The sequence below is a fragment of the Paenibacillus sp. FSL H8-0457 genome (genome assembly GCF_038051935.1).
GTDB lineage: Bacteria > Bacillota > Bacilli > Paenibacillales > Paenibacillaceae > Paenibacillus_AQ > Paenibacillus_AQ lautus_A.
In genome coordinates, this window is record NZ_CP150293.1 from 5,329,738 (window position 1) to 5,350,741 (window position 21,004).

Genomic DNA, 21,004 nt, shown 5'->3' on the forward strand with positions numbered 1-21,004 from the left:
CATAGCCCGTTTTACCAAAAGAGCTTGCAGGCCTGCCAAAGGGCTTGATTCCGAGGCGGTCTGCATGTGCTCTCATGCTGAGATTGACTTTTCCTTCCTTCTGCCATATAGTTCATTAATGAAACTATTTCATACGTGAACTATTTGAGAGGAGAACTATCATTGAACGACAAAGCAAGGCAGTGGATCGACCGCTATGTCGATGTCTACCTGCTGGTATCGCGGCGGATCAATGCCCAGATCCGAGAGCAGCTCGGCGAAGACCTCACCAGCGACCAGTTTCAGGTGGTACGCTTGATCAACGGCATGGATCGCTGTACCTCATCCTATCTGGCGGAAGCGCTCGCGGTCGGCAAAAGCTCGGTCACGGCCATCGTCAACCGCCTCGTGGATGCCGGCATTATCGACAGAACCCGAGACGAAGCGGATCGCAGGCTGGTGTATCTGACTTTAACGGAGTACGGACATACGATTTTTGAATCGGCCCAGGAGCAGATAAGGGAGATCGTCTCCCCTTACCTGCAGCATTTTGAAGAAAAAGATATCGAAATGTTTATCTCGATGTTCGAGAAACTGGGGCAATTGATGTTTGAATCAGGGGGGAGAAAGAATTGAAAGCTATACTGAAAGCAAGATGGGCCATCATCGTGCTGTGGCTGGTGGCCGCCGTCGCGCTGTTTATGTTCGCGCCTTCCATGGCGGACCTGGTGCGGGAGAAGGGCCAGCTATCCGTGCCGGATGGATACACCTCTTCGCGCGCGGCTGAAATCCTGAAGGAAGCCTCCGGGGGCGAGGGCGGGGAAACTCTGAACCAGGTTGCGCTTGTCTTCAACAAACCCGACGGGTTAAGCGAAGCGGATAAGGAAAGCATCCGGCTGGGCGTTCAAGCTTTAAACGACAATAAAGACAGCCTTCACATCGATTCCATTAATGAACCGTTCACGCAGACGGAGCTGGAAGACACGCTCATCGCCAAAGACGGCAAGACCATCATGGTCGCGCTTCAGGTCAGCGGGGGCGAAGAAGCCGTGAAAGAGCTGCCCGGGAAGGTCGATCAGGTGCTCGAAGGCGTTCAAGCCGATCATTATCTGACCAGCGAAGGTCTCATCAACGAAGATACCATCGTCAGCTCCGAGGAAGGCCTGAAGAAAACGGAATATATTACGGTCATCTTTATTCTGTTGATCCTGTTCGTTGTTTTCCGTTCCTTCGTGGCACCGTTCGTGCCGCTGTTGACCGTGGGGCTTAGTTATCTCGTGTCCCAGTCGGTCGTATCATTTCTCGTGGACCAGTTCAACTTCCCGATATCCACTTTCACCCAGATCTTTATGGTGGCCGTCATGTTCGGGATCGGAACCGACTACTGCATCCTGCTGATCAGCCGGTTTAAGGAAGAACTCACCACGTCCGAAGATACCCAATCGGCCATTATCGAAACTTATCGGAAAGCCGGCGGCACCGTGCTTTATTCCGGGCTTGCCGTATTCGTCGGCTTTGCAGCCATCGGTTTATCCAAGTTCATTCTGTATAAATCCGCGGTTGCGGTTGCCATCGGCATCGCGGTTATGCTTCTTGCGTTAGTCACGGTCGTGCCGTTCTTCATGGCGGTCCTCGGGAAGAAACTCTTCTGGCCGTCACGCGGCAAGCTGGAACACAGCGAAAATAAACTATGGGGAGCGGCCGGTTCCTTCTCCCTCAAGCGTCCTTGGGCCGCCATGCTCGTCGTGGCCGTCATCGTCGGGCCCTTCCTCGCTACGTACAGCGGCAAGCTGTCGTTTAACAGCCTGGAGGAAATCGGTCCGAGTTATGATTCGGTCAAGGGCTTTAATATCATTTCGGACAGCTTCGGTCCCGGGCAGTCGCTGCCTTCCACCATCGTGATCAAGAACGATGACCGGATGGATACGGCGGAGTACATGGGACTCGCGGAAAAAATCAGCCGGGAAGTGGAAAAGGTTGAAGGCGTTTCGAGCGTTCGCGGACTTTCGCGTCCAACCGGCGAGCAAATCAACGATTTCCTCATTCCAACTCAAGTCAAAACGTTAAACGAAGGACTCGGGGAGTCCAAAGACGGGCTGACCCAAATTCAGAACGGACTTTCCGAAGCAGGCAAGCAGCTCAGCGAGAATGCGCCGAAGCTGAATGAGGCTGCTGCGGGAGCGCAAGAGCTGACGAAGGGAACGGCCGACCTGAAGGACGGCATCACCGAGCTGGGTCAGGGTCTCAGCGCCATTCAAAAAGGGATACAAAGCGGAAGCGCCGGTGCCGGCGAGCTCAAAGCCGGACTCGCCAAGGCAGCGCAAAGCGCGAAAGAGTTGGCTGCTGCCCACGACCAGCTGCTTCAAGGCTACAAGCAGCTCGACACCGGATTAGCGGCCCTAAACGGCGGCGTTGCCGGAATCCAGGAACAGTTGGGCGGCGTTGCCGCTGCTCTGAAAGGACTTGAAGGCTCCTTCACGGGATTGGAGAGCAGCCATCCGGAACTCGTTCAGGATACCGATTATCAAACGATTAAAGGCACCGTTACCCAAACGGCAGCAGGCACGGCCGAATTGGCCGCGGGATTGGGACAGATCTCCGAGCAGCTTAAGGGCGCATCGGCAGGCTTATCGGAAGCCAACGCCGGCTACGCCAAGGCAGCCGCAGGTCAAACGGCGCTTGCCGACGGTCTTCAGCAGCTTGTGTCCGGGATCGCAGAGCTTCAATCCGGCCTCTCGCAAGCCGCTAACGGGCAGGGCCAAATCGTAAGCCAGATCCCTTCCATTACGGGCGGACTGGACCAGCTGCAAGGCGGCCAGAAGCAGCTTGCCGACGGGTTCGGCGATCTTACCGGACAGATCGGAGAGCTGACGGAAGGACTGAATTCCAGCGCCGACGGGCTGAAACAAATTTCGGACGGACTGCATTCCGCTCAGGATTACCTGCAGCAAATTCAGGACGTTCAGGATGAGGACCTCAGCGGATTCTTCATCCCGCAGGAAGCCCTGGAGAACGAAGAATTCCAGACGGTATTCGATACCTACTTGTCCGATGACCGCAAAGTGATGACGCTGGATGTGGTGCTGTCAACCAATCCGTACAGTGAAGAAGCGCTGGGCAGCGTCGAACAGATTCAGGCAGCCGTCGACCGTGCAGTAAAAGACACGAAGCTGGAGAACGCCGAGGTTGCCATCAGCGGCATTACCAGCACCAACAACGATTTGCAGAGCATCTCGAATGAAGATTACACGCGTACCGTGATTCTCATGCTGAGCGGAATCTTCATTATCCTGGTCGTGCTGCTGCGATCCATCGTGATGCCGATCTACCTGATTATTTCGCTTGTCATCACGTACTTTACCGCCGTCGGCGTTACGGAGATGATCTTCGTCCACGGCTTCGGATATTCCGGCATTACTTGGGCCACGCCGTTCTTCAGCTTTGTGATGCTGATTGCGCTAGGGGTGGATTACAGCATTTTCCTGATGGCACGCTTCAACGAGAACAAAGCCTGGAACGTTCAGGATGCCATTCTCCATGCCATGCGCAACATGGGCACGGTCATTCTGTCCGCGGTGGTCATTCTTGGCGGTACCTTTGCGGCCATGTATCCATCCGGCGTATTGTCCATGATGCAGATCGCCACGGTCGTCTTGGTTGGACTTGTGCTTTATGCTCTCCTGTTCCTGCCATTCTTCGTGCCGGTGATGGTTCGCATCTTCGGCCGGGCCAACTGGTGGCCGTTCAGCCCTAAGGAACAGGGCGACGCTTCCAGAACGGGTCATGACCTGAAGATGTAATTAACATGTTGAATACGATAAAAAGGGCTGCACCCTCGTTAGGCATACGGGGGATGCAGCCCTTTTGTCGTTCCCTCCCAAACATCGGAATCTTCATACCATTCTTCCGTAAGGGCAGGGCTATCGCATTCAGAGTATGGTACGGGCCGTTATGTCCTCTACTGCACAATTCCGATATAGAACCCGTCATATCCCTTGCTTCCAACCGTTTGAATGGCCGTGCCGGCAATCGAGGAGTCTGCCGACAGCATATCCATGAATTTTCGGATGCCATGCACCCGAGGGTCTGTGCTGTGATAATCGATGACTTCTCCGTTCCGGATGACATTATCGCTAATGATGACGGTGCCGGCCTTGGAGAACTGCAGCGCCCACTTCAAATAATTCGGATTGTTCGGTTTATCGGCATCGATGAAGATCAGATCGAACGGCTCCGCCTTTTCCTTAGCCAGTTGCTCCAACTGCGCCAATGCATCGCCTACGCGGATGCTGACCCTATCCTCCAGTCCAGCCAACTCTACGTTGGATTTGGCAACCTTCGCATGATGCGGATCGAGCTCCAATGAAATCAGCCGCCCTTCTGCCCCGATCGCCCTAGCCATCCAGATCGTGCTGTAACCGCCAAGCGTACCAATCTCCAAGATTCGTTTCGCTCCCTTGATCTGAACGATCACGTTCAGCAGCTTGCCCTGAGCGGGAGATACATCGATCTCAGGCAAGCCTGCCTCCCGGTTTGCGGCCAACACCTTCTCCAGCACCTTGTCATAAGGAATCAAATGTTCCGTCACATAATCGTCCACTTTGCCCCAAGTCGCAGCATCATTCGCATTCGCTTTCATGCCTGTTTCCTCCCTTAAACTTCAAATTGGATTTTACACATTCATTGTATGTGATTTATTATTATAAAAATAATATATAATTAAATAATTTATATAAATATAATATATAAATAAGACAGGAGTGCGGCTCCATATGAATTTACATGCCTTACGGCTGTTTCACGTCATTGCCACAACCGGCAGCGTCACCCGGGCTGCCGAATTATTAAATATAAGCCAGCCGGCCATAACGGCACAGGTTAAGAAATTCGAGAAGGAGCTTTCCCTTACCCTGTTCAAGCCGCAGGGCAGAGGCATCGGATTGACGCAGGCTGGCGCCGAGCTGCTCCCCCTTGCCAAAAGGCTCTTCTCGGTTGAGCAGCAGATCGAACAATTCTGCCGGGATTACCGCAGCGGTTCGAGGGGGCATATCCGACTGGCCGCAACCTACCTTCCCTCCCATTTTCTTCTGCCGGCCTGGCTCGCAAAATACAAGCAGCGGTACGAAGACGTCGAAATGAGCATTACCACCACGAATTCCAGCGATGCGCTTAAGCAGCTGCTGAACATGGACGTGGATCTTGCGATATACGGCGGCCTCCCTGAGGAATCGCCGGATACGATACAGACTGAGGAGCTGTTCCGGGATGAGCTGTGGTTTGTCGTCTCCCCCGACCACCGTTATGCCAATCAGCATATCTCCCTGGTCGAGATGATGAGAGAGCCCTTTGTCATGCGGGAGGAGGGAAGCTCAACGCGAGAAAGGTTATTTGCCTTATGCCGCACCCACAGCGCGCCTTCGCCCCGCATCACGCTGCAATTCAACGGCCTGCACGAAGCGATCACGGCCGTCATTGCCGGATACGGAGCCAACTTCGTGTCTTCGCTCGTGGTGCGGGAATACGTGGAGCGCGGCGAGCTCAGCCAGGTATACGTCGATGGCATCGAGCTGCAAAATATCATTGCGGTCTGCACCCGCAAGCATGAAGCATTATCCGCTGCCGCCATGAATTTCGTGGAGATGATCCGAGAACGGCCATAAGTTAATCGTAAGTCGTTTGGGAAGATGGAGCTGCGCATTTTGGAGCTTGCCTGCATTAGTTCCTTTGGGCCTTATCTGAGAAAACAACCCGTATGCTGCTCCGGCATACGGGTTGTTTATTTGCGTTCTGTTCACTTGGATCTGCCCTACCGTTTTCATACGTTTAGGGTACGATCGCGGAAAATCGCCGCGCGTCACCCTTTAATGGAGCCGATCATGACGCCTTTCTCGAAATATTTTTGCATAAACGGATAAATGAGCAGAATCGGAAGCGTCGAGACGATAATGACGCCGTACTTGATCTGGTCGGCATATCGCTGCGCGTACCCTCCGGCATCCCCGCCCGTTCCCGCACCGCTCGAGAATACCTGGTTCGACAGCAGGATATCCCGCAGAACGATCTGCAGCGGCTGGAGCTTCGTATCCCGGATATAGATCAGCGCCGTAAAGAAATCGTTCCAATGTCCCACCAAATAATAGAGCCCGATGACGGAGACCAGCGCTTTGGACAGCGGCAAAGCCACTTTGAAGAAGAAGGTAAAGTGAGAGCAGCCGTCCATGACGGCGGCTTCATGCAGCTCCTGCGGCAGCGAGTTTTCAAAGAACGTCCTCGCAATGATCAAATAAAACACATTCACGGAGAACGGGAGAATAAACACCCAGATCGTGTTGGTCAAGCCAAGACCCTTCATCAATAAATAGGTCGGAATCAGCCCGCCGTTGAAGAACATCGTGATCACAAAAATAAACATAATGATGCGTCTGGCGCGAAATTCCTTTCTGGACAGCACATAAGCCGCCGGAAGCGTGAACAGCATGTTCACCAGGGTGCCGAACACCGTGTAAAACAACGTATTTCGGTACCCGGTCCAAATCCGCATATCCTTGAAAATTTCCTGGTAACCGAAAAAACTAACATTTTTGGGGATAAACATGACCTTCCCCGTAGAGACGAGCGTTGAGTCGCTGAACGAAGCAATGATGATAAAATACAGCGGATACGCAATCAGCAGAAAAATCAAAACGCACAGAAAACCCAAGATGATCTTAAATCCCAGCTCCTTGCCGTTGATGCGCATTCTGGCAGTTTCATGTTCCACAACCGTTTCTCCTTCCCCAATCATTAGAATAAGCTCGTTTCCGACATTCTCTTCGATATCGTGTTCATCGCATACAGAAATACGAAATTGATGAGCGTGTTAAACAAACCGATAGCCGAAGCCAAGCTGAACTGGTTGGAGATGATCCCGATTTTGTAAACATAGGTGGCTATGACCTCCGAGACGGGAAGGTTCAGCGAATTCTGCATCAGGAATATTTTCTCGAAGCCGGTCCCGAGGATATTCCCCATACTGAGAATGAACAGGATGATGATGGTTGGAACGAGTGCGGGAATATCGACGTACCGGATCGTCTGCCAGCGGCTGGCCCCATCGATCTTGGCTGCATCATACAGCTGGGGATCCACGGTGGACAAGGCCGCAAGATAGATAATGCTATTCCAGCCGCAGTGCTGCCATATGTCGGAGAGCACGTACACCGGAATAAAGGTCGAGGTGGAGGCTAACAAATTGATATGCCCCAGCCCCACCGACTTCATAAAGTGACCGACAACGCCGGTTTCGGAGGACAGCAGCACGTTCAGCATCCCGACCAGCACGATGATGGATATGAAATGGGGCAGGTATACGGTGGTCTGCATCACCTGCTTCATTCTTTTTCGGCGAATCTGGTTTAGAATGAGCGCTAAGATGATCGGGGCCGGAAAGCCGAGCACGATCGTGGCCAGACTGATCAGAAACGTGTTTCGCATCAAATCGGTGAACAGGTAACTGTCGATGAATTGCTGAAAGTAGGCGAGCCCGCGCCACTCTCCGCCGGTCAAGCCTTGGCTGAAATCGTAATCCCTAAACGCAAGCTGGATGCCGTACATCGGCACGTAGTTAAACAACAGAATGACGGCAATCGCCGGAAAAATCATAATCCACAGCTGGTAATCACGTCTGAAGGTGTCCAATCTTTTGCGAGGCCCCATATCCTCCCTCCTAGTTTTGATTCATGTAATCGTCGTAATATTTTTGCATAATCTCAAGATTCTGCTTCAGGCCTGCCTTCTCGCTTTCCTTGATATACGCGTCCCATTCGGCTTCCACGCCGCCCTTGGTGACCCATTTGGCAAAGCTGGATTCCGCCAGATTCATTACGTTCGTATTGTTCAGGCTCATGGCGTTATTGTCCATGGTGGAATACTTGATGAACATGCCGGGGAACACGTCTTTATCAGGATCCACGTCCAAGGCCGCCTCCAGCGGCTCCGATTGACCCAGCACCTCCTGCATATCGGTGCCAAGCGTCAGCTTTAAGGTATCGGGAATATAAAATGCGCCGTTGTCCGCCATCGTCGAGGTCCATTTCCACGTGCCCGGATCCATCTTGGCATCGGCCGGAGGCAGAACGGCATATGTACCGTCTCCGTTATCTTTAATGTTCGGTCCGAGGGATCCGAACAGCACCTGCATGCCCACCTCGGGCGCATAAAGCTCGTTGATGAATTTCATGGCCGCTTCTTTGTTCTTGGTCTTGGAGGACATGACGATATGGTTGGTGCCATAATTCAGGGAGTAATGATCGTAGCTCCAGGACAGCTTCCCTGCATAATCTGCCGACACCTTCATCGGCGGCATGGAAGCATACTGCGGTGCCAGCTGCTCGCCGAAGCGGTCGGACGCCACCCATCCCCAAGTAAAGCCGACCTTGGCCGTATCCCCTTCCCCACGCGCGATGGATTGAAATTTCGTATAATCATGCGTGAACACTTCCGGGTTGATCAGACCCGCCTTGTACAATTTATTCAGAAATGCCACCATCGTTTTGTACCGTTCATCCGTCAGGAAGTTCTTCACCTGACCATCTTCCACGAAATAACCTTGTCCGCTGCCGTCCGTCAGCGTAATGCCCATGCTGCCCAGGAGCACCGCGGGGTTAAAATATCCGCCGATGCCTCCCGGCCAATCCATCGGAATCTCGTCATTCGGATCGCCGTTGCCGTTGGCATCCTTCTCTTTGAAAGCCACCAGGACTTCATACAGCTCATCCCATGTGGTCGGCATGCTCAGACCGAGGTGATCCAGCCACTGCTGGTTAATGAACTGCCTGCTGGCGGTAGCGGGCCAGAACCGCTGATATTTCGGGAGACCGTAGATTTTGCCGTCCGACTGCGTGGCGATTATTTTCGTATCCGGTTTTTCATTAAACATGTTCTGTACGTTGGGCGCCTGCTCCAGCATGCCGGATAGATCCTGGAACAAACCCTGGAATTGCGCAAAGTCTGCATCCGTAATGACGTTCGGCCCGATGAACAGATCCGGAATATCGCCGCTGGCCAGCATCGTCCCTTTCTTCTGTCCCCAATCCGCGGTAATCTCCTGCCATTCGATGTCCACGCCCGCCGTCTCCTCAACCTTTTGCAGCCACTCCATTTCGGCCAGCGGCTTCGTGAGCGGGTGCTTGGTAATGATAGCGGTAAGCTTTACTTTGCTGCCGGTTTGGTCTCCGGGAGTCTCCGCCGAGTCGTTCTGGCCGCCTCCGGCCCCGCTGCAGCCTGTTAACAACATGGTCGTCATGGCGACAAGCGAGATGAAAACGTTTACCCTTTTCTTCATTCCATTACCTCCTGGTTTCGTTTGTTGGTCTGGTCCATGGGGGTATACGGCCTTGAGTCGGCCTTGCCTTGGGACAGTTTTCACTCTAAATGAAGGCGGCGAGCACCGTAAACGGACAGTTTTTCAGGCATCCTCATTTTTTGAAGGCGCCTATCATCCCATAAATGTAAACGCATCCATTACAAGCCGGCGCATGGAATTCAAATTTTGTATATGTTCAAAAATTGAAACATCTTAGCCTGTAAAACAACTGCCTAGGAATAGCTTCTAAGCAAGCAGGTTTATAAAAGACCGCTGTAATCGGCCTTGTCATCGGCATCAGCGGTCTTTCGTTTTAAGCTTTATGCGTATTTCGATATTGCCCCGGCGTCGTGCCCACCATTTTTTTGAAGGATCGGATAAAACTCGAGGTATTGGTGTACCCGACCTGTTGGGAGATGGCTTCGAGCGTCTCCTCGCTGTCCCGCAGAAGCTGAATGGATTTCTGAATTCGAAGCTGATCGATATGCTCTTTGAAATTTTGCCCCATCGTTTTTTTGAAGTGATGGCTGAAGTTGGAGACCGACATATCAAAATAATCGGCCATCATCTGCAGCGAACAGTTCGGATCCATCCCTTTCTCCGCAATCAGGGACAGGATCTCATCCTGGGTTGCCGCCCGGGAAACGGGGAGGGTTTCCTTGATCATATCGCACAGCTTGGCATAGCTTTCCCTTATGATCCCGATCATCTGTTCCAGCGTATAACGATGGTTAAAAGCCGCATCCGTAAGTCGCAGCAGGCTCTGATCGTCATGACGGAACCGCTGGAGGCCGTTGAAGATGACGGTAACGGTATTGAGATACACGCTCTGAATCATATGTGGCGGCAGGCTGTCATTGCTTAGGTAACCGATCATTCTCTCTGCTAGAGAGGCCAGCATGGCTGCATCATTCTTGAGGATTGCAAGCTCGAGGGATTGCAGGATTTCGGCATAATAGGAGACAGCTCCGGTCTGGGGAATCCCAATGTTATCAAAGACCAGCACGGCGTCGGTCTTTCGGATGCGCAGAAACTCCGCCGTCCGGAGTGCCTGCAGATAAGAGAGATGGAGGTCCTGCGGAGACGGGGCTTCGCCAGGCTTGCCGATGCCGATCACCGTTCGCCGGCCCGTGTGCTCCAATATTTCATCCTGCATCCGTTCCAGGCAGGATGTGAGCGGGACATTCTCCGCATGGGAGCACACCAGAATCAATTCCTGCGGATAGATGCTTTTAAAGAAATAACCTTGGATATCCTCCGGCAGCCGTCCTTCATAGCACCGGCAGTAATCCAGTATCTTCTCCATCTCTGCTCCATCCGCTTCGCAGCATAGTACGGCAACCGAGAAGTAATCATACTGAAACCGGAGGCCGACCTTTCTTGCTTCCCGTTCGAAATCATCCCAGCCTGCAAGATGCCCGCTCACCAGTTCAAACAGCAGGTTATCCCGCATAATCGGCAACGATCCCTTCACATGCTCGTCAAGCTTGCTGTTGGCCAGCGAAAGCTCCTCCAGCGTATATTTGATCGTATCGATCTCGTTCATGGGCTTCCGGTCCCGCGGTTCGAAGACTTGAACGGCAAGATCAACCAGACGGCGAATCGGCTGATAGTTGTTCCGGATCGATATATAGATGATAAACACTTCAAGCAGCAGGATCAGGCCGACCAGGATGGCCGTATTCAACTGAATTGTCCGAATGCCCTGAAGGGATGAGGATACCGGCAGCAGGCTCACGTATTTCCATCCATTCTTGTCCGAAACCGAGGACGATACCAGATAATCCGATCCGCTGATCGCATAAATGCCCGAAGAGGAAGATGTCTCATCCCCTATGCCCTGCACAAGCTTCCTGAAGTCATCGGAGGATTGGTATGACGTATCATGGGAAGATACCAATCGCCTTCCCTGGCCGTCAAACACAAAAAAATCGCCGCTATAGGTTTCCGAGACGGACTTCATCATCCGGACGATCGTATCTTCCCTTACCATGATCATGACGGCTCCGGGGGAATTCGTGCCTCCTACCGGCAGCGGTTGCACGAAGGTCAGCATTCGAACCCGGTTATTGCCGGGCACAATCACGTTCTCAACCGGCCTGACGATGGGAGACTCGAGATCATTCAAGGTCTGGATCATATCTTCGCCGGCCCAGTTTTCATAGTAGTAACCGACGCCCGGAATGGACAGATCGTCCAAACTGTATGCGCTTCCAGTTTTGGAAAACAAATAACCGATGTTCTTTACATACAGCAAGGTGTTGTAAATAAATGCATCGGTTGCATTGTATTTTTTCATCTCATTGGCAATGAGGACACGCTGGTAGTCGCTTTCCTCGGCCTTGTACATCTTGAATTCCCGATTCTGCACCAGCTCGAACGGCAAATTGTATACATACCGGGTAAACGTATCCATCGATGTCATGAACTGCTCCGTAATATGCGCATTCCAGTCCATTTCCTTCTCTTTCACAACGTCCGCCGAATAGGGATAGTAATAACACAGGATGACGATCACGGGAAACATCAGCACGAGCAAATAGGAAATCAACAATTTGGTCAGCAGGTTAATCTTATGGATTCGCAAACGGCAACCACCTCCCTATCACTTCATTCCCATTTTCGAAAATGTTATCTATAAGAATACGAAATTTTCAAAAAAAAGAAAACTCATTTCCGCTGTATACGCGTCGGAAATGAGTTTTCTGATATCATACCATTTTGGCGGCAGCGGGAACGTCAGGAGGATTGTTCCACTCCCCATTTTTCGGCCCACTTCTCCATCTCCTTCAAAGAATCCAGGAAGTCCATCCCCTTCTCGGTCAATGAATACTCCACGGAGACCGGAACGGTAGGGAATACCTCGCGTCTCACGATGCCGCTGCTTTCCAAATGGCGCAGGGCATCCGTCAAGGATTGCGTCTTGATGATCGCTGCATCCCGGTGAAGCTGATTAAACCGTTTCGGTCCTTGGGCTAATTGCGCGATGACAAGGAACGCCCATTTGGCTCCAAGAATTTGCAGCACCGAGCAAATATGATTGAACGCTGGCTTTTCCTGAAACTCTTCTTTAACCGGCTCCATTGCCTCACCCCATCACTAACTAATCGTAAGTTAGTCAAAATGACTGGATAATATCCAAATACTTTGCCTTCTTACATCATATATGCGTGCTGCTTATAATACAAACACAAAGAGATTTCATGCTTTACTATCCGAAACGGCATGTGCTAGCCATGATCCGATTGAGGGTATCAATCTCCCAACGGAAAGGATAATGGATATGAATCGATATACGATATATTTATTGGCGCTCGGTGTTTTTCTTACCGCTACCTCGGAACTGGTCGTCTCGGGTATTCTGTACGCGATTGCTGACGATCTTCATATTTCCTTGGCTTTTGCCGGCCAGCTGATTACCGCCTATTCGCTTGCTTTTGCGATCGGAACACCGATTTTGGTCTCGCTTACCGCTCGAATCAATCGAAAAAAGGTGCTGCTCGGCTCGCTTCTGCTATTCATTGCCGGCAGTCTTGTTTCTTTTTTTAGCACCGAGGTATGGATGCTCATGGCTTCCCGTGTCATTCTTGGCGTAAGCTCAGGCGTCTATCTCGTTGCCGCAATGGGTACCGCAGCCAAAATGGTGCCACCGGAAACGTTAGGCCGTGCGATCGGCACCATCGTGCTGGGTTTCAGCAGCGCCATGGTGCTGGGCGTTCCGATCGGCATATGGATCACGAATCTGCTGAACTGGCAATCCATTTTTCTGCTGCTGGCTCTGCTCAGTCTGTTGGTCGCTTTTGTCCTTATCAGGCTCCTGCCGGATGTTCAAGGGGATGCCCCCGTTTCCTTCCGCCAGCAATTCAAAGTGCTGGGGAGTCTCGTGATCGTCAGCGCCCTGCTGCTTACGTTCTTCCGGGAATCCGGCAATTCGGTACTGTTCACGTATGTGACGGCGTTTATCCAGGATATTTTTCGCATCGCGCCGTCCGGCATCAGCATCATTATGCTCGGCTTTGGCCTATTGGGAGCCATCGGCTCCAGGCTCGGCGGTTATGGTGTCGACCGTTTTGGGGCAGGGAAGGTGATTGTCCTCAGCACGCTCGTTCATATTGCGGTATTTGCGCTGCTTCCGCTGCTCGCCGGTCAATCGGTCATTGGACTTTCGCTGATGGGAGTCATGGTGATGTCCATGTTTGCGGCGGGCCCGGCGGTCCAGAGCTATTTTATCCAGCGGGCACCGGGTTCTTCCAATCTGGTTCTCAGTTTAAACACCTCCATTGTCCATCTGGGGTTAGCCGCAGGAGCAGGTGCAGGAGGCTTCATGGTCAATACGTCATCCACGCTTCAATACCATCCATGGCTCGGGGGAGTCGTGCTCGCGCTTGGCTTGGTGGCAGGACTCGTCAGCTTCTCGGCCGGACGGAAGTCGCCGGTTTCCATCCCGAAATCGGCCTGACCTCGCCTGCTCCACCCTATGAGTGTTTAGCGCAAGCCGCCCTGTCAACGGGCGGCTTGCATCCTGCTGATTGTTAAAAATGGGCTCACGGATGTTTGCCCATGGGCATAACGTGTGTTATGGGTCAACGCCTACTACATGATGAAGGGCAGGAGTCACAGTGGCAGTCTCTTATATGGATTTCACCTCACCGTCCGTTCGGTATACTTACGATATGAGCAATAACCCGTTTTTCAAAAAAGATAGTCAAAATTACATTAATTCTCTCTCCGTAAAAGAATTGAACACGCTCGGCAACGCTTCCCTGCTGGATATATATCTCAGTACCGGAAACGTAGTGGAGCCGCATATCCATCAAAATGCATCGGAGCTGGTATATGTCGTTTCCGGCTCGGCCATCGTCTCCCTTGTCAATCCGTTTACGAAAGAACTGCTGAACTTCACGGTAACGCCCGGTCAAGTTGCGCTCGTGCCCCAAGGCTGGTGGCATTATGAAATGGCGACGGTTGACAATACGCATCTGATCGCGGTCTTTGACGCGCCGGTGCCTGAATTCATTGGAGGTTCGGATCTCTTGAGATTGACGCCGGCCAGCGTGTTTGCTCACACCTACTGCCTGGATGAAGCCAAAGTCAAAGAGACCTTGGCACCGATTACCGACACGGTTGTTATCGGGCCGCCAAAAAACTGTCCGCAGCAAGGCCAAGTGCAAGGGCAAGTGCAAGGGCATATGAAACATCAGCCTCACGCGTCTCATCTTAATCAGCACTATTATCATCAAGGAGCGCCTGGCCATCGAGATTATGAGCTTCTTCAGCAGCAGCAACAGCAATTCCAGCAACAGCAGCAGTTGTTCCAGCAGCATTTCAATGCGCAGGATCAAACGCAGCATGGAACGTATGCTGCTGAACCGCAGCGAACCCCAACTCAAGCACAAGAGCAGTTCCGTTCGCAACAGCAATTACATGAACAACAGCGTCAGCAGTTCATTCAACAACAGCAGCAGTTGCCATTCCTGCAACGCCAGCTAATTGGAAACGGCTGGGATAAATTCTGATTAGCCCTTCGGTGATGGAGGGTCATCCATTGAAATACGCAGCATCATGATTCGTCATAATGCTGCGTATTTCTTTTTAATATGGAATTATATGATTTAGGAAGACCGGATGCTCCCGTTATTCTCAGAATCCGGCTGGGGTACGGCATGATTGCGGAAGCCGCGATACAAGAGGAGTGTTGCAGAGGGGAAGCTGCATACACGACCTATTCCGTCCTGGGTGCCTGAACGCCGGATTTATGCGGTTCGACACCGCAATAAGCTGATCAGTCCGGCACTGCGCATGTTCTGGAGAACCTTTTGGACAATTTTGCATGACAGCTGCCCGATTAGATTCAAGACAGGTTTCCGATTTGATCCGGCTGTATTTCGTATTCTCCGAAAAACGGTTAGAATAGTAAGATACGGCATCTTTTCGAATGCCAATGTAAATCGAAGGAGGATCCATATTCATGAGCGTTGATTATAAAGCGTATTTCGCTGAACACCGCGAAACCCATCTGAATGAATTGAAGGAATGGTTGTCCATTCCGAGCATTTCGGCCTTGTCCGAGCACAAAGGCGATGTCGCCAAAGCTGCCGAGTGGCTCGCAGGCAAGCTGACCGAAGCGGGACTTGAGCATGTGGAGGTTCACCAGACGGCCGGGCACCCGATTATTACGGCAGACTACCTGCATGCCGAAGGCAAGCCGACCGTGCTCGTCTACGGCCACTATGACGTTCAGCCCGTTGATCCGCTTCATCTGTGGGAAACGCCGCCGTTCGAGCCGGCTGTCCGCAACGGCAAATTGTACGCGCGCGGAGCAACGGACGACAAAGGCCAGCTCTTCCTGCATGTCAAAGCCGTCGAAGCCATTTTGAAGCAAGAAAAGGAGCTTCCGGTCAACATCAAATTCTGCATTGAAGGCGAAGAGGAGGTTTCCAGCCCCAACCTGCCGCTCTATCTTGACAACAACAAGGACAAGCTGGCGGCAGATGCCATCGTGATCTCGGATACATCCCTGCTCGCGCCTGGCAAACCGGCCATTTCCACGGGCCTTCGCGGGTTGTGCTCCCTGGAATTGTCCCTGGAAACAGCCAATACCGATCTTCATTCCGGTACATACGGCGGCGGCGTGCCGAACGCCCTGCACGCAATGGTGTCCTTGCTCTCCTCGCTCCATGACGAGCAGGGCCGCGTCGCGGTTGAAGGCTTTTATGACGGCGTACTCGAACTGTCGCCCGAAATGCGCGAGGAATTTGCCAAGCAGGAGTTCGACGAGGATAAGCTGAAGCGGGACCTCGGCCTTGATTCCTTGTACGGCGAAGAAGGCTTCTCCTTCGTTGAACGCGTGGGAGCGCGTCCTACCCTTGAGCTGAACGGCGTATACGGCGGGTTCCAGGGAGAAGGCAGCAAAACGGTCATTCCGAAGGAAGCCCATGCGAAAATCACCTGCCGCTTGGTCGCCGATCAGGATCCGCAGGCTGTTCTTGACGCGATCGAGAAGCATCTGCATGCGCACACCCCGGTCGGCGCCAAGATCACCTTCCAGCCGAAGGAAAAGGCATTCGCCTTCAATATCGATCCGTCCCATCCGATGCTGCAAAAAGCCGCAGATGCCTTCGAGAACGTGTACGGCACGCGTGCACTGTTCACGAAAGACGGAGGATCGATTCCGATCGTGGAGAAGCTGTCCAGCACGCTGAACGCACCTGCCGTCATGATGGGCTTCGGCTTGCCCGACGAGAATCTGCATGCGCCGAACGAGCATTTTAATTTGGAGAATTTCGATAAGGGCTTGCTGACGATCGTAGAATATTTGAAGCTGGTATAACGGTGACGCCAACAGTCCGAAAGTAACATAGTAACATCCTAAATAAGAACGCGTATGGCGGGATAATTGTATCCTTTCCAATACGCGTTCTTTTGCTTTTATGAGAGCCACTTGCGATTCATAATCCGGTTATTGGCGTGGGAGCCACTTGACATTCATAAGCCGGTTATTGGCGTGGGAGCATCGATTTACCGACGGAAAGCGGCCAGGACGTGTTTACACGACTAAACACCTGCAGATCCCCAATCAGACGGTGCCATATTAAATGGTTGCCGGTCCTATGTATGCGGTGGTTTCCCTACCAGCAGGCAGCTCTTCACCACAACATGTGGTTTCCACACCTAACAGGTGTCTTCATCCCATCACATGCGGTTTCCACGGCAAACAAGCGCCGTAATCCCCATACCCATCGGACTACAGATCCGTTATTTACCACAAATCAGGCCATTCTCTAAGTGTAACGGACACCAGTTCCGTTATTTAACCCTTTCGCCGCCAAAAAACGGACTTTTTATGCAAATAACGGACCTCATGTCCGCAAGTATCAAAGTTTAGCTCTTATCAGAGCAAATAACGTATCCTGTGTCCGCTAAAGCCCGAAGTATACAATATGGTGGACAGCCGTTACATGTCTCGGACCACGTACCGTGCGAACAGGGTGCAGGGCGCCGATATACTTAAATAAGCATGTTTGTCATCGGTTCGGACAACCGATTCGCACTTACTGCCTCGCGCCATGTTGCCGAAGCCATAGAAGTGAAATTGGGCGAAGAAACTATGTTTTTGCGCGTATCAGCGCATATGCATGAATAGCGGTGGGGATGTTAATACAAGTGGAAATCGGGTATTTAAGAAGATAACTTCTCTACAAAGCATAAGGAGGGAACGTATGAGAGCAGTCACATTTCAAGGCGCCAAAGACATTCAGGTCAAACACGTAGAGGATCCATCCATTCGGACCCAGGATGATATTATCGTCCGCATCACTTCTACAGCCATTTGCGGTTCCGATCTTCATATATACCTAGGGGCTATGCCCGCGGCTAAAGATTTCGTGATCGGCCACGAGCCCATGGGGATCGTAGAAGAGGTCGGTGCCAACGTAACCCGCGTGAAAAAAGGCGACCGCGTCGTTCTTCCGTTCAATGTTTCTTGCGGTCACTGCTACTATTGCAATCATGATATGGAGAGTCAATGCGACAATTCCAATGGCAACCCGGATGTCCATGCCGGAGGGTACTTGGGTTACACCGAACGCTACGGAAGCTACCCCGGCGGACAAGCTGAATATTTGCGCGTGCCCTACGGGAACTTTATGCCGTTTGTCATACCGGAGTCGTGCGAGCTGGAGGATGAGGCGCTTCTGTTCTTGTCCGACGTTCTCCCTACCGCCTATTGGAGCGTGGAGAATGCCGGCGTAAAACCGGGCGATACCGTAACGGTGCTGGGCTGCGGGCCGATTGGCCTGATGACCCAGAAATTCGCCTGGATGAAAGGCGCAAAGCGGGTGATCGCCGTGGACCGTCTACCTTACCGTCTGCAAAAAGCAAAGCGGCTGAACAACGTGGAGATCTACAATTTTGAAGAATATGACGATATGGGCGAGTACATTCGAGAGATCACCAAAGGCGGCACGGATATCGTGATCGACTGCGTCGGCATGGACGGGAAGAAGTCGACGATGGAAGCCATCGGCCAAAAGCTGAAGCTCCAAGGCGGAACGTTGAGCGCGATTGATATCGCCATCCAGGCCGTGCGCAAATTCGGCACCGTCCAGCTGACCGGCGTATACGGTTCGCTGTACAATATGTTCCCGCTCGGCCATATCTTTGAACGGAACATTACCCTTACCATGGGGCAGGCCCCCGTTATTCATTACATGCCGGAGCTGTTCAAGAAGATCACCGCCGGCGAATTTGATCCGACGGAGATTATCTCCCACCGGCTTCCTCTGGAACAGGCAAGCGATGCCTATCGGATATTCAGCGATCACGAGGACGAATGCACCAAGGTCGTTCTAAAGCCGTAGCATAATTTCACAGAAAAAAGATAACCAAGCATTCCCTGTCACATCCTTTATCTTGGATAGGAGATGCTTGGTTTTTTGTGTCCCGGTTCATGGAATTTAGGGAGTGAGCCTAAAATTTCGCAGGGTGCGTGTTAGACGCTTCGACATATCCTCACCCGTCTCAAGGGGTGCGTAGTCAACGGCAACCACATTTACCGGGTAGGCTGTCTATTCACTCGCTTTTCTGGGATTCACCCGGATGATCGTCCCGCACGGATCCGATATCCAGTAGCCCCGCGAGTTCTCGTAAACCTCCACCTCATCCCTGCGGTCCACTCTGTGCTCTCTCAAATATCGGGCAGCCTCCTCCGGATCCTCCGTGTTGACCTCTAGCCAAACATCCTGCTGCGAATAGTTGAGCATGCAATCCAGCCATAAGGTATTCGGGCCGTGCTGAAAAGCATGCGACCCGTCCCTGAATCCCAAATATGGCAGCCTTAAAACCTCTTTGTAAAAAAACACGGTCTCCTCATACTTGTGCTTCGGAATTTTAATGGCAATATTAATTCCACCGATAAACTGAATGTCCGCTGATGTCATGAGTGCAAACCTCCATTGTGTTTTTTTGCCATTGTATCATGCAGCAGCTTGGTTAAATTCTTCCGGATTGCTGTTATTCGCGGCGATTTGGCATAACCTCGGCATTCGTTATATACCAATTGGGCACATGCGTCCGGAATCCATCATACCAATTCAGCACGGTTTGAGCTTGATTCATCATAACCTCCACTTCCTGCTCTCCGAACGGGATGGCCCAATGAATGGAGGAAATCTGATTGCTTGCGATATAAAGCGCCATTAATCTGAAAAATGAATCCGGCACCTCTCGTCCTTGAAAATATCCATGAATACGACCCGAAGCGAACCACGGGCTAATCGCGGCATCCCACGTAATCCGGTTAAACTCCTCCCAAGGATCACCGTAGTCCGCCCGGTTGAAATCAATGATGCCGAGTTCCCCTTCAGGCGTAACCACCATGTTGCCGACATGATAATCCCCATGTTGAAAAGCAACGGGACGCTCTTCTAGCAAATACCGGTGCGCCTCCATAAAACGGACGATGTTCTCAGCGCCGGCAAGCCGGATGCCGCAGCTCTCATAATTTTTTATGTATCGATCCATTTTTGAATTATAGTAAGACGCCCACGTATCCAATCCGCTTTCAGCCGGAATGCCATGCATCCTGTTCAAATATGCGCCTGCCTGAACGCCAAGCCGGTACTGCTCCTCTGAATCCAGCAAAGGAATCGCCTCCCTTGCATCTTCTCCCGGAACCCAGGTGAACAGGGAATACACTTGCCGGCCACCATGACAGACGCCAAAATCTATCGGGCGAGACGTTCGCATTTCGATGGGATCCAGCTTTTTAACCGTTTCAAACTCCCATTTCTTCCTCTCGAACTGAGAGATATCGGATAGCCGGAGGAGCCGCTCCTCGCCTTGCATATCCTGAATATAATATTTACGATCTGCCGACCAGCCCTTGTCAACCGCTTGAATGACAATCCATCCATCAGCCCCCGGGATATCACGAATCGCTTCCTGCATGCCATGCACCTCCTGTATCCAAAATCCTTAACGATCCTTGAGCCCTTATTCATTATAAATGAAGATGGATACTTAGAGCATACAATCCCATTTTTTTAATTTGGCCTACAATCACTGACCGTAACTGTCAGGAATGATGTAATATACTCGATTTGCAGCACACATCCTAAACCAAAGCGAGGGTTAACACATGAACATGAGCAAGGCGGATTTTACGACAGAATGGTTAAAAGAGGCTCAAATAACGGAACAAGTCATGAACGCTTTAACCGACGATTCGCTTAAAACCGCCATGACGGAGCAGCATCGCACGCTCGGTCAGCTGGCGTGGCATTTGGTCATGTCGATTCAATACATGACCATGCTCGGTTTGCAATTTGAGGGCCCGTCCCGCGAGCAAAAAATTCCCGATTCGGCTGCCGAAATTACCGACAGCTACCGCCGGATCCGGCATGCCCTTCTGGATGCGGTTCAGTCGCAATGGAGCGAGGAGGATCTTCGCGCTACCCGTGAATTCGACGGAGAGCCTTGGACCAATGCGGCATTCCTGCATTTTACCCTGGTTCATCAAGCGCATCACCGCGGACAAATGACGGTGCTGATGAGACAAGCCGGCCTGCGGATTCCCGAGCTCTATGGTCCGACCTACGATTCCTGGATCGACAAGGGCATGGACCCGCTCGTATAAAAAAGATACAATCTACTTAAAAGTAAACGGTTGGGATCGTCCCTAAG

At 51.9% G+C, this 21,004-nt stretch carries 16 protein-coding genes; 8 read left to right on the top strand and 8 right to left on the bottom strand.

Annotated elements, in window-relative coordinates; translation table 11 throughout:
• Positions 1–162 precede the first annotated feature (162 nt).
• Entirely contained in the window at positions 163–615 is a 453-nt protein-coding gene (locus MHI43_RS23805; protein WP_015736774.1) for a MarR family transcriptional regulator, read from the top strand.
• Complete coding sequence (locus tag MHI43_RS23810; protein WP_015736775.1) at positions 612–3,779, top strand: MMPL family transporter; 3,168 nt, start codon at positions 612–614, stop codon at positions 3,777–3,779. Before MHI43_RS23805 ends, MHI43_RS23810 begins: the two co-directional genes overlap by 4 nt.
• Positions 3,780–3,937: 158 nt before the next feature.
• Here the strand turns inward: MHI43_RS23810 and MHI43_RS23815 are convergent, their stop codons facing one another.
• Positions 3,938–4,618 (bottom strand): O-methyltransferase, encoded by a 681-nt coding sequence (locus MHI43_RS23815; RefSeq protein ID WP_036660127.1) that lies wholly within the window; start codon positions 4,616–4,618, stop codon positions 3,938–3,940.
• 133 nt (positions 4,619–4,751) lie between these two features.
• Between MHI43_RS23815 and MHI43_RS23820 the strand changes: the two genes are divergently transcribed.
• On the top strand, positions 4,752–5,639 hold the full coding sequence (locus MHI43_RS23820; RefSeq protein ID WP_036660124.1) for a LysR family transcriptional regulator: 888 nt from the start codon (positions 4,752–4,754) through the stop codon (positions 5,637–5,639).
• 194 nt (positions 5,640–5,833) lie between these two features.
• Here the strand turns inward: MHI43_RS23820 and MHI43_RS23825 are convergent, their stop codons facing one another.
• The 5 genes from MHI43_RS23825 to MHI43_RS23845 all read right to left on the bottom strand — a co-directional run bounded on the left by MHI43_RS23825 (position 5,834) and on the right by MHI43_RS23845 (position 12,406).
• Positions 5,834–6,718 carry a carbohydrate ABC transporter permease gene (locus MHI43_RS23825; RefSeq protein ID WP_090909547.1) on the bottom strand — a complete coding sequence of 295 codons (885 nt, stop codon included), beginning with the start codon at positions 6,716–6,718 and terminating at the stop codon, positions 5,834–5,836.
• A 44-nt stretch (positions 6,719–6,762) separates the two neighbouring features.
• Complete coding sequence (locus MHI43_RS23830) at positions 6,763–7,674, bottom strand: ABC transporter permease subunit (protein ID WP_015736779.1); 912 nt, start codon at positions 7,672–7,674, stop codon at positions 6,763–6,765.
• A 10-nt stretch (positions 7,675–7,684) separates the two neighbouring features.
• Positions 7,685–9,301 carry an ABC transporter substrate-binding protein gene (locus MHI43_RS23835; RefSeq protein ID WP_036660121.1) on the bottom strand — a complete coding sequence of 539 codons (1,617 nt, stop codon included), beginning with the start codon at positions 9,299–9,301 and terminating at the stop codon, positions 7,685–7,687.
• Between the two features lie 334 nt (positions 9,302–9,635).
• Entirely contained in the window at positions 9,636–11,909 is a 2,274-nt protein-coding gene (locus MHI43_RS23840) for a helix-turn-helix domain-containing protein (RefSeq protein ID WP_036660119.1), read from the bottom strand.
• A gap of 152 nt (positions 11,910–12,061) precedes the next feature.
• Entirely contained in the window at positions 12,062–12,406 is a 345-nt protein-coding gene (locus tag MHI43_RS23845; protein ID WP_036660117.1) for a helix-turn-helix domain-containing protein, read from the bottom strand.
• 199 nt (positions 12,407–12,605) lie between these two features.
• Here MHI43_RS23845 and MHI43_RS23850 point away from each other — a divergent pair, with 199 nt between their 5' ends.
• The 4 genes from MHI43_RS23850 (at position 12,606) to MHI43_RS23865 (ending at position 18,681) form a co-directional block, all read left to right on the top strand.
• Positions 12,606–13,781, top strand: coding sequence for an MFS transporter (locus tag MHI43_RS23850; RefSeq protein ID WP_015736784.1), 1,176 nt, complete (start codon positions 12,606–12,608; stop codon positions 13,779–13,781).
• A 160-nt stretch (positions 13,782–13,941) separates the two neighbouring features.
• The gene (locus tag MHI43_RS23855) at positions 13,942–14,838 is read left to right on the top strand and encodes a cupin domain-containing protein (protein ID WP_036660114.1); all 897 of its coding nucleotides are present in this window, start codon (positions 13,942–13,944) and stop codon (positions 14,836–14,838) included.
• A 452-nt stretch (positions 14,839–15,290) separates the two neighbouring features.
• Entirely contained in the window at positions 15,291–16,652 is a 1,362-nt protein-coding gene (locus MHI43_RS23860; RefSeq protein WP_036660112.1) for a dipeptidase, read from the top strand.
• Between the two features lie 889 nt (positions 16,653–17,541).
• Positions 17,542–18,681 (top strand): zinc-dependent alcohol dehydrogenase, encoded by a 1,140-nt coding sequence (locus MHI43_RS23865; RefSeq protein ID WP_015736787.1) that lies wholly within the window; start codon positions 17,542–17,544, stop codon positions 18,679–18,681.
• A gap of 207 nt (positions 18,682–18,888) precedes the next feature.
• Here the strand turns inward: MHI43_RS23865 and MHI43_RS23870 are convergent, their stop codons facing one another.
• Positions 18,889–19,260 carry a glyoxalase/bleomycin resistance/dioxygenase family protein gene (locus MHI43_RS23870; protein ID WP_036660109.1) on the bottom strand — a complete coding sequence of 124 codons (372 nt, stop codon included), beginning with the start codon at positions 19,258–19,260 and terminating at the stop codon, positions 18,889–18,891.
• A 73-nt stretch (positions 19,261–19,333) separates the two neighbouring features.
• The gene (locus MHI43_RS23875) at positions 19,334–20,269 is read right to left on the bottom strand and encodes a phosphotransferase family protein (RefSeq protein WP_036660105.1); all 936 of its coding nucleotides are present in this window, start codon (positions 20,267–20,269) and stop codon (positions 19,334–19,336) included.
• Between the two features lie 190 nt (positions 20,270–20,459).
• Here MHI43_RS23875 and MHI43_RS23880 point away from each other — a divergent pair, with 190 nt between their 5' ends.
• Positions 20,460–20,957 (top strand): DinB family protein, encoded by a 498-nt coding sequence (locus MHI43_RS23880; RefSeq protein ID WP_036660103.1) that lies wholly within the window; start codon positions 20,460–20,462, stop codon positions 20,955–20,957.
• Positions 20,958–21,004 lie beyond the last annotated feature (47 nt).